Source organism: Ruegeria sp. CDSC079 (genome assembly GCF_059610505.1).
The window spans coordinates 250,324-263,162 of sequence record NZ_JBXWNT010000002.1; the positions used below are offsets into that span (position 1 = coordinate 250,324).

The following is a 12,839-nucleotide window of genomic DNA, read 5'->3' on the forward strand; positions in this document are numbered from 1 at the left end:
GGCTAAAGGCCTAGAAGCCGTTCTGAAAATTGGTGCTGGGTCAGAAGGTTTGAGTAAGGGTGCCCGAACCAGAAAGAATCTGATTGCGGGCTAATAAAACCGGCTTATCCCAAGATGGTCTCGATCTTTTCAAGGGTCGCAATATTTACAGCCACGCCTTGTGTGGCCGATGCGACGCGTTTTGCGCGTCGGCCATCGCCAGGCAAATGTGCATCGTCTTGCGATCGAATGGCGCCGACGAGTTCCTCGATGCCCTGAGCAAAGCCACCCGACGACGATGTCGCCACAGGGTCGATCGCAATGAAAAACTGTCCGGTCTTGGGCGGGCCGCCAGCGGTTCCTGAAAAGGGCGAGGCGTTGATGCCCAGAGTGGCCCCTGTAAGAGCGGCCGCCATAACTTCGGTCAGAAGGGCCACACCGACGCCCTTGTACCCACCAGAAGGTGCCATGGAGCCCTTGAGGCCCACATTGGGATCAGTGGTCGGATTGCCCTCGGCGTCCAATGCCCACCCAACGGGGATCGGCCTTCCTTCTCTGGCATGTTTCATGACCTCGCTCTTGGCGATTGTGCTGGCGCTTTGATCGATCAGCAGGGCGGGTTGCCCATCTGTACCGGGTACGGCAACGGAAAAGGGGTTGGTCCCTACAACCGGCTTTGCGCCACCCGATGGCGCGATCGAGGCTGGCGCGTTGGTAAAACCAAGCCCGACAAGCCCGGCCTGTGCCAGACGATAGGTGTGATAGCCCAGCACGCCGCAGTTATAGCTGTTGCAGATGCTCAGCACGGCAACGCCCTGTTCGCGCGCAGCGGTGATCAGCGTCTCATACCCGAGATCGATGGCTGAATGGGCAAATCCGGTTGCGGCATCTACGGTAACTACACCTGGCTTGGGCCGTGTCATGACCGGTTTGGCAAGACCGTCGACCTTGCCACATTGGACATGCTCACAATAGATCGGGATATAGGCCAGCCCATGGCTTGCCACGCCGTCCGCCTCGGTTGCCGCGGTCGCAACCGCCAGCGGGCGGGCGTTTTCCGGTGAAGTCCCCGCAGCAACAAGCGCGCGAAACGACAGGTCTTCGATTTCGTTCAGAGTAAGGGTCCGGGTCTCGGTCAAATCAGTACCTCATCAGTCATTATCAGAAAGCCCGGCCCCTGCACCCAGCAGGCGGGATTCCTCGGTTGCGGGGGCATAGGTGCGGTGGGCAAAGCGATTCAGCGTTGCCCAAGCCTGATCAGTCGGGGCGGCGCGGGTCTGATGTGGGCGGGGGCCTGTGCGCTGTTCCCCCAGCGAAACCACCACCCTGCGCGCCTGGGCGGGTAAGGTATCTGGGGTCGACACGGAATACCCATCACATGCCGCCAGATGCCCATCACAATCAAGCACCACACAGCCCTTGAGTTCACGTGCCGCATAGGCAGCAAAGGGCAGTAACAGTGCAGGGATTGCAATGTTGGCCATCTCAACCGGTCCGGCGCGCAGCTGTTCGGCACAATCCGACAGCAAGGTGCCAGTGGCCAGAGGGCACAAAGCGCCCTTGCCCTGCCATGGGCCCTGCATCGCATCTGGTCTGTGATCTGCCGGCGCCGCAGCCAAACCCAAGTCCAGCAGGTGGGCCAGCTCTGTAGTCCCGTCCAGCCCATGCCCGCACAACCAGCGTGTGGCCTTGGCGGCCTCTTCTGCCAGACCCCAGGCATAACCTGCCCCTCGGGCGGCGCGTTTAGAGGTGGCTTCGATCTCGTTCAGTGAATAGGTCATTGCGGCAACTCCGGATAAACCCAAAGATCGGCATTTTCCGGCGTTAACTCATCAGGATATGGTGCGCCGGAATACATGCAGATCCGCACCCAGCGGTCCGACCGGGGGTCAAAATGGGTTGCCCCAAAAAACGACAGCTTGGCCCGCAGCATGTCGATAGGCAGGACAGTGGCGCTGATCGTATTGTCGTGGATTTCACCATAGGGGGCTACTCGGCTCATTTGAGCGCGGCGCAGGGTGTGGCGATGTTCAGGATGGCGCAGCAGAAACTCTGCAACGGAGGAGCGAGTATCCCATTCGGCAAGTGCCTTAAACGCCATCGCGGCGTCACGGGCCGGGGCAAGGGGCTGTTCGTAACCGGCTATCGGTTCCTCAAAGCGCTCACCCAGTCGCGGCTCCAGCTTCTCCTCGGAGACATACCAGGCCCGCGCACAGTTTTCCGCTGCGTTCCAATCCAGATCCAAGGCCCAGCCAAAACTGTTACTGATCAGATCGCGCGCAGCGCCTACCGACATTGATCCATCAATCACATGGGCACTTGAATTGCTGTCGGCCATACAACAGCTCAGCCCATCGACCAATTCGCCATAGGGCTCAAGGATAAGCGAGGCGAGCAGTTCCTGGCCCTCCTCGCTCAGCGCGGATTGCGACCACAGGATCAACCGATCCCAGGGTTGGTTCTGCGTCAGATCATCCCTGTCCAGATACCCAGAGATTGCCTGCAGATCGTTGTTGAGCGCCGCCAGCTTATCGCGCTGGACCGGATGCTCAGACTGCCACCAGGACATCGAGAGTTTGCTACGATCATAGATGCCACGGAATTGACGGGCCTCATCTTCCGAGGCGGTCAAGAGCGACCGTACCCGGGCGATGGCCTCCTCTCGCGCCATGATCCAGTTATTGAACAAGATCGGATGGTTGACGATGAAGGGGGCCATGCCCAGACCTGTGGAATTGCCAATGCCGAGCCAACTGGCGATCTGCGGATCTAACTGCGCGGTTTGATCGCCGCCCTTCACTTGGGCCATATGCTGCACCAGGTCGCGCACAAAGTTCCGGGTCAGGTAGACCGACAACATCTCGGTCTGGAACGGGCCGTTGACCTCGGGGCGACTGGCTGTTTTCTCGCGATCTGCAGCCCCAAACTTGCCGGAACCATACACGGCGGTTGTCCGCATCAGGTAGCCAACCTGATAAATCTGTTCCAGATCGGGTTGTTGACCAGCGGCCAGACGGTCGACCACATGTGCCCACAGGCGGACTGACCGGTTGGCGCGCGACAATGACAGTTCTGACTCGCTGACGCGCCCGGCCTCTTGCACTGGTACGTTTTGCGACAGGCGGTGAATATCATCCGCCGTCGGAATGCCGTCAAATAGCGCGAAGGTGGCATCCCAGGCCTCGGCGATGACCCGGTCCGAGCGTTTTTCGGGCGGCAGATCATGGGCAAACGCCACCAGAGAATATGCGTGATCAGGGCCTTGCGCGGTATAGACCGCATGGCCAACGCCGTGTTCGTCAATCTCGAACGCAGGGCGGGAAAAACTCCAGTTTTCCTGCGCCATACGGCGGGTCAGTTGCCGCATAAAGCTGAGACGGCATTGATGCAGCGAGCCCAGCCGCGACAGCCGCATGACCATCGCGGGATCACGTCTGACATTTTCAGTCTGCACGCGTGTATTCATAGTGTTACCCTTGTGGGACGAAGTTCTCGGCAAAAAACTTATACCAGTTTCTGCCCATGATCCCGGCCACTTCGTCATCGTTCAGGCCGGTCGCGCGTAACCCTTGTTCGATGTTCCCAAAATCTCGGTTGTCCTGAAACCAGCCCGGCATGGGCGGAAAGCCTGGTGCCGAAGCGGATCCCTCGCCATAGTCGATTTCCTTGGTCCAGCGGCCAACCCGCATCCATTCCACAATGCTGTCGGGTTGATCCTGACACAGGTCTGTGCCGATCCCCAGATGCTGCGCGCCGTATTTGTCGGCGGCGCGTGCGATCATCTCGCAAAAACTGTCCAGCGTGCAGTCGGATTTATCTTTCAGATGGTGGGGATAAACCGAAAAGCCAAGCATCCCGCCATTTTCCGTCACTGCACGAATGACATCGTCACGCTTGTTACGCAGCGCGGGCGACCAATCATACGGGTTCGCGTGAGTGATGGCTATGGGACGCTCGGACAATTCAGCGGCCTCGATGGTGGAACGGTCCGCCGAATGGCTCATGTCCACTACAAGACCTACGCGGTTCATCTCTTTGATCACCTGCTTGCCCATACGGGTGATGCCTGTGTCTTCGGCCTCATAACAGCCGGTCGCCAGCAAGGACTGGTTGTTATAGGTCAGCTGCATGAAACGGGTGCCAAGATCGTGCAGGATTTCGACTAGCCCGATATCGTCTTCGATGGGCGAGGGGTTCTGAAAGCCAAAGAACACAGCCGTCCGGCCCGTTTTACGAGCCGTATCGATATCGCTGGCCCAGCGCCCTTTCATGATCAGGTCCGGGTATTGTTCGAACCAGCGGTTCCATTTCTCGAAATTCAGAACCGTTTCGCGAAAGTTCTCGTGGTACGAGATGGTGACGTGAATCGCGTCCACGCCCCCGTCACGCAGTTGGCGGAAAATCTTTTCCGACCAGTTGGCATATTGTAGCCCGTCGATCCGCATCACACGGGGCCCGCGCTGATATAGGCGGTTTTGACCGTGGTATAGAACTCGGCCGCAGCCTTACCCTGTTCGCGCGGCCCGTAAGAGCTGTCGCCGCGGCCGCCAAAAGGCACGTGGTAATCGGTGCCTGCAGTGGGCAGGTTCACAGTCACAACACCAGTGCGCGCATTGCGACGGAAATGCGTGGCGCGGGCCAGCGATTTGGTCACGATGCCCGAGGTCAGGCCAAAGTTGGTGTCGTTGACGACGCTCAGCGCTTCGTCATAGCTGCCAACCTTGATGACACTGGTCAGGGGCGCGAACATTTCTTCGCGGTTGATGCGCATGTCGTTGTTGGTGTTCAGAAACACGCCCGGCGACATGTAGAACCCGTCATGAGGCATCTCCAGCCGGGTTCCGCCACAGGCCAGCTCGGCCCCTTCGGATTTGCCCAGATCAACATAGGCCAGGTTTTCGCTCAGCTGCTGTTGGCTGACGACGGGACCCATCTGCACGCCTTCCTCCAGCGCGTGGCCGACCTTCATCGCTTGCGCACCGGCCACCAGCTTTTCGACAAACGCGTCATGGATACCCGCATGCACAACAAGGCGCGAAGACGCCGTACATTTCTGTCCGGTGCCGCCAAACGCTCCTCCCAATGCCAGAGTAACGGCCAGATCCAGATCGGCATCGTCCATCACAGCCAGCGCGTTTTTTGATCCCATTTCCATCTGAACTTTGGTCAGGTTCTGGATGGCGGCTGCTGCGATACCCTTGCCGACCGGGACTGACCCGGTAAAGGAAATTGCATTGACCTTGGGGCTTTCGACCAGGCGTTGCCCGATGCTGCGCCCCGAACCCATGACCAGACTGAACAGACCTTTGGGGATGTCCTGACGTTCGATGATTTCGGTCAGTGCGACAGCGGATGCCGGGGTGATGTTGGCGGGTTTCCACACAACCGCGTTGCCATAGCACAGTGCTGGAGCAATCTTCCACGAGGCAGTCGCGGTAGGGAAGTTCCATGGGCTGATGATGGCGACAACGCCGACAGCTTCGCGGCGAACGTCTACTTCGATATCGGGGCGCACAGAATCTGCGTTCTCACCGATTTGACGCAGGCATTCAGCTGCGTAGTAGGTAAAGAACTGCCCGGCGCGGAACACTTCGCCTTTGCCTTCGGCCAGCGGCTTGCCTTCTTCGCGCGCCAAGAGCGTACCCAGTTCTTCGGCCCGGGCCATCATTTCATTGCCGATAGCGTTCAGAACGGCTTGCTTCCGTTCGATGCCATAGGCGGCCCATTCAGCCTGTGCAACACGGGCTTGATCCAGCGTCGCCTCAAGCTGGTCAGCGCTGGCCTGTGCAAACATGCCGACCAGATCGCTCAGGTCCGAAGGATTGCGGTTTTCGATTTCAGACTCACCTGCCAGCCATTCGCCAGCAATCAGATTCAGTTGTGTCACGTTACGCCCCAGTGCGATTTCATTTGACCTAGGATGGATTTTTTGGCGAACATCAGTCAAACTCAATTAAATGAAACAAATTGCAGAAAAACTGAAGTATGGCGATCAAGATTGAAACACTGCGCAGTTTTTGCACGGTTGTGCAGACTGGTAATCTGACCGAGGCCGCCGACCGTCTTGGACGAACGCAATCGGCGGTGTCGATGACGCTGAAGCAGCTTGAGGAGCACCTGGGTAAGAAGCTGTTCGAGGGAGAGCGCAAAAATCGACTGTCAGAAGTGGGTCGGCAGGTTCATGATTTGGCTTTGAAGCAGGTCAGACAGTTCGATCAAACAGTTCAGGATATCGAGGCAATAGCCAGCGCAGAGTACGGCCTGTTGCGGATCGTGTCTGTGCCGTCGGTGGCGGCTCTTGCCTTTCCCAAGGTGCTGAGTCACATGAATAGCCATTTCCCCGATATCAGGATCGAGCTCCGCGATACCGATACACAGCAGGTACTGGACGCGGTTGTGCAAGGAAAAGCGGATATCGGCATTGCATCCGGATATCTTGCGCTAAACGGGGTCACAGCCACGCCCTTGTTCGAAGACAGGTTTGGGGTGGTTTGCACGGCTGCTCACCCGCTGGCACAGCAATCGGAGATGCCAACCATCGAACAGGTGGCTTCGGTTCCCTTCATACGCAATGCTCTGTGCGATCTGGTTCAGTCCCCGCGGTTTCACGCGGCGATTTCGAAGGCCGGTGTGACCATTCAGAACACCCATTCACTGATCGCATTGGTGCGCACCGAGGAATGGGTGACGGTTTTGCCGCAAACCGTTGCACGGTCTCTTCCTGAGGCTATCGTCTTCCGTCCTATAGCTGATCTCGAAGATCAAAGGCAGGTGTATCTTTATGTCTCGCAACGCTCGCGCTTTCAAACGCTGACGGACGCGTTTGGGGACTTCATCCTGAAGCAGGATCTTGTACTGGGATCTGAGGGCTGACTGGATAAAATCTGTGCCCCTGTCTGAGATGGCGCCGCTTAGGGGATATTGATGGCAGACAAGCCCACTCAAGAATCGGCTGCACCTATTTCAGGCGTCATATCGATCAAGATCAGAATAAACCGAAACTAATATTCGAGAAAGACGCATATATCGATTTGTGGCATGTTGTTCTTGATGGGTCATGTGTCGGCATGTTTGAATTTTCCTGTCAAACCGGCGCGCCCGGTAACTGGCTAAGAAAGGGGGATGGAACGTCATCCCGATGTCGTTTGACAGGCGTACCGCTGCCCAGAGGGTAAGAAGAACAGCGCCTCGAACGCCCAACACGGAGAAATAATATGAACAAACTCACTATGTTACTGGGAGGCGCGTCGATGATGGTCGCTGTGCCTGCTTTTGCTGCTGACATTGTGATCGGTGTGCCGAACTGGCCATCGGTAAATGCAACAGCGCACATTCTAAAGGTTGCGATCGAACAAAATCTGGGGCTAGAGGTCGAGCTTCAGAATGGCACCAACCCGATCGTGTTCGAGGCGATGGATTCCGGCGCCATGCACGTACACCCCGAAGTGTGGATGCCGAACCAGCAGAACCTGCATGACACCTATGTAACCGAAAAGGGTACAGTTACCTTCAATTCCAATGGCGTTGAGGCGTTTCAAGGAATGTGTGTCGACAAAGCGACCGCTGATGCCAATGATATCCGGTCCATTGACGACCTGACCAATCCCGACATCGCGGCACTGTTCGACAGCAATGGCGACGGGCAGGGCGAAGTATGGATCGGTGCCCCCGGCTGGGCGTCGACCAATGTCGAGAAAATCCGGGCCAAATCATATGGCTATGACCAGGTCATGGAATTGACCGAGATAGACGAAACCGTCGCCTATGCGAACCTTGATAACGCGATCAAAGCGGGTGAGCCTTGGGTGGGTTTCTGCTATACGCCGCATTACGTGTTTGAACTGCATGATCTTCAGATCCTGGAAGAGCCAGCCTATGACGCGGCAAAATGGAATGTCCTGCAGCCCACGGATGATCCGGATTGGCTGGAGAAATCCGAAGCAGGTGTCGCCTGGGATTTGGCCTATCTGCACCTTCACTATGCCAAATCTCTTGAGGATGAGTACCCCGAGGTTGCTCGGCTGTTGTCCAACATGAAACTGGATACTGCCGCTGTCTCGGCCATGACTTATGCGCTTGTCATAGATGGCAAAGAGCCGCTCGCATATGCCGAAGAATGGGTCGGTGCGAACGAAGATGCGGTTCTGAACTGGATGTCAGAGTGATCGGTAACGCTCGGAACTGAATTACAGATAGGCCGCCGGGAATGCCTGGCGGCCTGTTTTGCATTGAAGGGGCAAGTATGACCGAAACAGTCGTTAAACTGACAGATGTCTGGAAGATTTTCGGTGCGCGGGCAGAGGAGGCCATGACCGCAGTACGGGATGAAGGGATTGGAAAGCCTGAAGTTCTTGAAAGGTATAATTGTGTGGTCGGCGTACAGGGTGCGTCTTTCGAAGTTCCGCGCGGCGAAATCTTCTGCATTATGGGTCTTTCGGGATCCGGGAAATCCACGCTGGTGCGCCACGTGAACCGCTTGATCGAGCCGACCTCAGGCAAGATCGAGATTCTGGGCCAGGACGTATCCAAAATATCCGAGGCTGAACTGCGCCGTATCCGCGCGCAGCAGATCGGGATGGTTTTCCAGCATATGGCGCTGATGCCGCACCGATCTGTCAGAGACAATGTGGCCTATCCTCTGGAAATTCGCAAAGTGTCCAAGTCCAAGCGCTGGGCCGTCTCGGACCATGCGCTGGGTCTGGTGGACCTAACCGGGTACGAAGATCGCCTGCCCAAAGAATTGTCGGGCGGGATGCAGCAGCGTGTTGGAATTGCCCGCGCGCTGGCCTCTGATCCGGAAATCCTGTTAATGGACGAGCCCTTTTCTGCGCTCGATCCGCTGATCAGGCTGCAGTTGCAGGACCAGTTCAAAGCGCTGGTCGCCCAGTTGCAGAAGACCACATTGTTCATCACCCATGATCTGGACGAAGCTATCCGCATTGGCCACCGGATTGCGATCATGAAAGATGGTGTCATCGTTCAGATCGGCACACCGGAAGACATCGTGATGAATCCGGCCGATGACTATGTGCGCGAGTTTGTTCAGGGCATTTCCAAGTTGAAACTGGTCAAGGCACACTCGATCATGGAGCCACTGGACAGCTATTCCGGCCCGACCGACGGCGCGCCGCGCGCGGATGAGGGGGCCGATCTGGATCAGTTGATCGACCTGGCTGTCGACACGGACCTGCCGGTGATCATCACCGATGCAGGGCAAGACGTCGGCGTCGTCACCAAACCGCGCCTGCTGCGCGGAATTCAGGGGGGCAAGAATGACTGATGTAACCACCGAAGTGAAAGTCACCGCCGCCTCGGATATCGAGGTTGACCATGAGGCACTGGATCGGTCCATTCACGAGTTTGCTGGTCCGAACGGGGACTATTACGTCAAGGCGTTTCACAAGATCCATGATGCAACCAGTGCGGTTCCGAATACGTTCAATCTCTGGGCCGCGGTTCTGGGGCCTTTGTGGTCAGCATCACGAGCCATCTGGGGGATGTTCTGGACCTTCCTGATCCTGGAAATCATCGCTTGGGTTCAGATCGGGCGTGGCGCCTGGGGCAATCCGGGCGCTGACATGGTGGAACGTGCCGAACGTCAGCAGGCACGCGCCGACGAGCTGCTGGCGCGAGCGGCTGATGCGACAGAGAAGGCCGATATTGACCGTTTCACCAAGCTAGCAGCGAATATACAGAAAGCCGCCGATACCAGCTTTGGAAAAGCCGCGGCCGCGCAGTCTGAAGCGCTGAGCATCATGATCACCGGATTGCTGATGCTGCTGGTCTTCAAACTGGCACAGGGCTTCTATGCCGACCGCGTCTATGAAAAACAGTATTCAAAATGGCGGACCGATCCGGATAGTACCGAAAGTGGCCAGTCCAGGCGAAATATGGTGCTGGGGGCTGTGCTTGTTGCGGCGATTGGGCCGTTGATTGTCTACAAATTCACGGTCAATGCGTCGATGGCCATGTTGGATGCATTCCCCGAAAAAGAAGTGTCCGCACTGATATTGGGTGAGGGCGGCGGGACCCTGTTTTCAAACCTTGCAAGCTGGATGGAGGCGCAGATAGATGCGGCCGCTCTTGCTGGCGGGGACGTATTCGATGGGATTGTCGCTGGGGTTCGGTCGGTTCTGGATGCCCTGACCATTGCGCTGATCGGGTCGCCTTGGCCGGTTGTGATGCTGGTGATATGTGTGACGGCTTGGAGGGCTGCAGGCCCCCGAGTGGCGATCTTCACGGCGTCTTCATTAGCCTATATCGCCTTGCTGGGATATTGGGATGTGGCGATGGAAACTGTGGCGCTGGTCGGTGCGGCGGTGCTGTTGTGCGTTGTTTTTGGCATTCCACTGGGCATTTGGTTTGGCAAGTCCAGGCGTGCCTACCGCGCGGCAGAGCCCGTGCTGGACTTGATGCAGACTTTGCCGGCCTTCGTCTATCTGATCCCGATTATCGCCTTCTTTGGCACCGGCAACCCGCCCGGCATTCTGGCAACGATCATCTTTGGCATGCCGCCGGTCATCCGACTGACCGCGCTGGGCATGCGCGGAGTGCCCGACAGTATCAAAGAGGCTGCTGTGGCTTTTGGGGCCTCGAAATGGCAGCTGTTGAAGGATGTCGAGATACCTCTGGCCTTGCCGTCGATTATGACCGGGGTGAACCAGACCATCCTGATGTGCCTATCGATGGTGGTGATCATTTCGCTGATCGGTGGCGGAGGGCTGGGCAAGGAAATCCTTGAGGCGTTGCAATACGCAGCCAAGGGTCCCGGCCTGTTGGGCGGCTTTGCCATTTTGTTCCTTGCTATGGTCATGGACCGTATTGTTCAGGGTGCATTCCGGCGAGAAGACGAAAGAATCTGAACTTCTATGCCCTCGGCCCAGGCCGGGGGCATTTTTTTACCGGAGGATGAAATGGTCGACCGCTATGAGCAGTCCATGATGGACAATTTGTACTGGTGGGGCATACCGACGATGTTTCGCTGCCCCAATATCGGACCTGAGGGGCGGGATATTGCACTTGTCGGTGTGCCGCATTCGACCGGAAACGGGACAACCGAAAGGGATCAGCATCTGGGCCCGCGCGCCTTGCGGAATGTCTCGGCGGTACAGCGCAGGGTCCATTCGGTTTTTGAGATCGACCCCTGGAGCCGCGCGAAGATTGCCGATGTCGGTGATGTACCCTTTCCGCGCGCCAACGATAACGAAGACTGCATCGAACGCATTACCGCCTTTTACAAGGACATAGATGCGGCAGGTGCGCGCCCGGTATCCGTTGGCGGTGACCATTCCATTACCGGCGGGATCGTACAGGCGCTGGGATGTGGGAAGCTGGCCGGAGGAGCGCCGATCAGTTTTCTGCACCTGGATGCCCATACGGATGTGTTTACAAAGGTCGATCACTTTTTGGGGGCAAAGAAGTCGGCCGCTCATTGGGGGGCTTATCTGGCTGATCAGGGGCAGGTTGATCCTACCCGTTCGATGCAGATCGGCCTGCGAGGCCATCCGCGCAGCCTGGACTGGTTGCAGCCTTCTTACGACTATGGGTACAACATCGTCACCATGCGCGAATTTCGTCAGCGCGGGCTTGCAGATGTAGTGGCGCAGACCAAAGAGGTTCTAGGTGATCGCCCGGTCTATATCACCTTCGATCTGGATTGCCTTGACCCGACAATCGCTCCGGCGGTGTCCAATCTGGAGCCGGGCGAAAAGGGGTTCGACATTGACGAAGCCGTGGGTATCCTGCGTGCCGCGCGCGGTTTGAACATTGTCGGCGGTGACGTTGTTTGCATGATGCCGACTAAGGACAGCCCCAATAACATCACCGCCCTGACCGCGGCGGCGGTGATGTTCGAGATGATCTCGATGATTGCCGAAAACACCGGTTAGCGGCGGGCGTCTACGGCCTGTGCCAGAACACACAGTAGCTCGAACATTAGTGAGATGCCCAGCCAGGCCGTGCCCCCAGCGGCATCGAAGGGTGGCGCGACCTCAACCAGATCAGCACCAACCAAATTGACACCGCTTAACTGGCGGATCACCTGCTGCGCCTGAAAACTGTTCGGCCCGCCGATCTCTGGCGTGCCGGTGCCGGGGGCATAGGTTGGGTCCACAAAGTCGATGTCATAGGTGCAATAGGTCTGACCTGTTCCGACGATCCCGCGCACCTCGGCCATGACATCGTCAATGCCGCGGTCGAACAGTTCTTCGATGCGGATGATGCGGATGCCCTGTGCCTCGGCCCAATCGATATCGTCTGTGTTATAGGCCGTCCCGCGTATGCCGACTTGGACAAAGCGCTTGGGGTCCACAAGGCCCTCTTCAACGGCACGACGAAACGGTGTGCCATGGGTGTATTTGTAGCCACCGAAATAGCTGTCGAACAGGTCGGTGTGGCTGTCGAATTGAATAAGGCCTAATGGCTCCGACTTGGCCAGAGCGCGCAAGACGGGCAGGGTGGTCAGGTGGTCGCCGCCCGCGGTTAGCGGCGTTATGCCCCGTTCGGTCAGATCGTCATAGAAAGACGTGACTCGGTTCATGGTGTCTTCGATGTCCACCGGGTTCGGCGCGACATCACCCAGATCGGCGCAATTCACCATGGCAAAAGGGGCTACACCGGTGACCGGGTTCATTGCGCGGATCATGGTCGAATAGTCGCGCAACTGCCGAGGCCCGTGCCGCGCGCCGGGGCGGTTTGTGGTGCCGCCATCCCACGGGATCCCGATGATCCCAATATCAACTTCGTTGATCCGGTCGTCCTTGGGGGTCAGTTCGGGAAGGCGCATGAACGTGGGGACACCAGCGAAACGCGCAAGCTCCATTGCCGAGACCGGCTGAAAGAAGGGATTTGTCATGAGGGCC

The 12,839-nt window shown here is 57.6% G+C and carries 11 protein-coding genes; 5 read left to right on the forward strand and 6 right to left on the reverse strand.

What is annotated here, in order from left to right:
• Window positions 1-104: 104 nt before the first annotated feature.
• Genes AC2FIC_RS04535 through AC2FIC_RS04555 form a run of 5 tightly spaced genes read right to left on the reverse strand, consistent with a single transcriptional unit; the run spans window position 105 to window position 5,866 of the window.
• Window positions 105-1,118, reverse strand: a complete 1,014-nt coding sequence (locus AC2FIC_RS04535; RefSeq protein ID WP_271949976.1) for an Ldh family oxidoreductase — start codon at window positions 1,116-1,118, stop codon at window positions 105-107.
• A gap of 12 nt (window positions 1,119-1,130) precedes the next feature.
• Window positions 1,131-1,760: a DUF3726 domain-containing protein gene (locus AC2FIC_RS04540; RefSeq protein ID WP_271949978.1), complete on the reverse strand. Its 630-nt coding sequence runs from the start codon at window positions 1,758-1,760 to the stop codon at window positions 1,131-1,133.
• Window positions 1,757-3,445, reverse strand: a complete 1,689-nt coding sequence (locus AC2FIC_RS04545) for a hypothetical protein (protein ID WP_496692978.1) — start codon at window positions 3,443-3,445, stop codon at window positions 1,757-1,759. Before AC2FIC_RS04545 ends, AC2FIC_RS04540 begins: the two co-directional genes overlap by 4 nt.
• 4 nt (window positions 3,446-3,449) lie before the next feature.
• Window positions 3,450-4,424: a membrane dipeptidase gene (locus AC2FIC_RS04550; RefSeq protein WP_271949980.1), complete on the reverse strand. Its 975-nt coding sequence runs from the start codon at window positions 4,422-4,424 to the stop codon at window positions 3,450-3,452.
• Window positions 4,424-5,866 (reverse strand): aldehyde dehydrogenase family protein, encoded by a 1,443-nt coding sequence (locus AC2FIC_RS04555; protein WP_496692979.1) that lies wholly within the window; start codon window positions 5,864-5,866, stop codon window positions 4,424-4,426. The genes AC2FIC_RS04550 and AC2FIC_RS04555 overlap by 1 nt, the downstream gene beginning before the upstream one ends.
• A 98-nt stretch (window positions 5,867-5,964) precedes the next feature.
• Between AC2FIC_RS04555 and AC2FIC_RS04560 the strand changes: the two genes are divergently transcribed.
• The 5 genes from AC2FIC_RS04560 to AC2FIC_RS04580 all read left to right on the forward strand — a co-directional run bounded on the left by AC2FIC_RS04560 (window position 5,965) and on the right by AC2FIC_RS04580 (window position 11,867).
• On the forward strand, window positions 5,965-6,852 hold the full coding sequence (locus tag AC2FIC_RS04560; protein WP_496870033.1) for a LysR family transcriptional regulator: 888 nt from the start codon (window positions 5,965-5,967) through the stop codon (window positions 6,850-6,852).
• A gap of 341 nt (window positions 6,853-7,193) precedes the next feature.
• The gene (locus tag AC2FIC_RS04565) at window positions 7,194-8,144 is read left to right on the forward strand and encodes an ABC transporter substrate-binding protein (protein ID WP_142637765.1); all 951 of its coding nucleotides are present in this window, start codon (window positions 7,194-7,196) and stop codon (window positions 8,142-8,144) included.
• A gap of 77 nt (window positions 8,145-8,221) precedes the next feature.
• Window positions 8,222-9,259: a quaternary amine ABC transporter ATP-binding protein gene (locus tag AC2FIC_RS04570; RefSeq protein ID WP_142637767.1), complete on the forward strand. Its 1,038-nt coding sequence runs from the start codon at window positions 8,222-8,224 to the stop codon at window positions 9,257-9,259.
• Window positions 9,252-10,841, forward strand: a complete 1,590-nt coding sequence (locus AC2FIC_RS04575) for an ABC transporter permease (protein ID WP_496692980.1) — start codon at window positions 9,252-9,254, stop codon at window positions 10,839-10,841. The genes AC2FIC_RS04570 and AC2FIC_RS04575 overlap by 8 nt, the downstream gene beginning before the upstream one ends.
• Window positions 10,842-10,892: 51 nt before the next feature.
• The gene (locus AC2FIC_RS04580) at window positions 10,893-11,867 is read left to right on the forward strand and encodes an arginase family protein (RefSeq protein WP_496692981.1); all 975 of its coding nucleotides are present in this window, start codon (window positions 10,893-10,895) and stop codon (window positions 11,865-11,867) included.
• Here AC2FIC_RS04580 and AC2FIC_RS04585 read toward each other — a convergent pair.
• Window positions 11,864-12,832 (reverse strand): agmatinase, encoded by a 969-nt coding sequence (locus AC2FIC_RS04585; protein ID WP_496692982.1) that lies wholly within the window; start codon window positions 12,830-12,832, stop codon window positions 11,864-11,866. The genes AC2FIC_RS04580 and AC2FIC_RS04585 overlap by 4 nt on opposite strands.
• Window positions 12,833-12,839: the final 7 nt, after the last annotated feature.

Bases quoted from the DNA above. Each gene is read 5' to 3' on its own strand.
- AC2FIC_RS04540 (WP_271949978.1), bottom strand. From the start codon at position 1,760: ATGACCTATTCACTGAACGAGATCGAAGCCACCTCTAAACGCGCCGCC.
- AC2FIC_RS04545 (WP_496692978.1), bottom strand. From the start codon at position 3,445: ATGAATACACGCGTGCAGACTGAAAATGTCAGACGTGATCCCGCGATG.
- AC2FIC_RS04550 (WP_271949980.1), bottom strand. From the start codon at position 4,424: ATGCGGATCGACGGGCTACAATATGCCAACTGGTCGGAAAAGATTTTC.
- AC2FIC_RS04560 (WP_496870033.1), top strand. From the start codon at position 5,965: ATGGCGATCAAGATTGAAACACTGCGCAGTTTTTGCACGGTTGTGCAG.
- AC2FIC_RS04565 (WP_142637765.1), top strand. From the start codon at position 7,194: ATGAACAAACTCACTATGTTACTGGGAGGCGCGTCGATGATGGTCGCT.
- AC2FIC_RS04570 (WP_142637767.1), top strand. From the start codon at position 8,222: ATGACCGAAACAGTCGTTAAACTGACAGATGTCTGGAAGATTTTCGGT.
- AC2FIC_RS04575 (WP_496692980.1), top strand. From the start codon at position 9,252: ATGACTGATGTAACCACCGAAGTGAAAGTCACCGCCGCCTCGGATATC.
- AC2FIC_RS04580 (WP_496692981.1), top strand. From the start codon at position 10,893: ATGGTCGACCGCTATGAGCAGTCCATGATGGACAATTTGTACTGGTGG.
- AC2FIC_RS04585 (WP_496692982.1), bottom strand. From the start codon at position 12,832: ATGACAAATCCCTTCTTTCAGCCGGTCTCGGCAATGGAGCTTGCGCGT.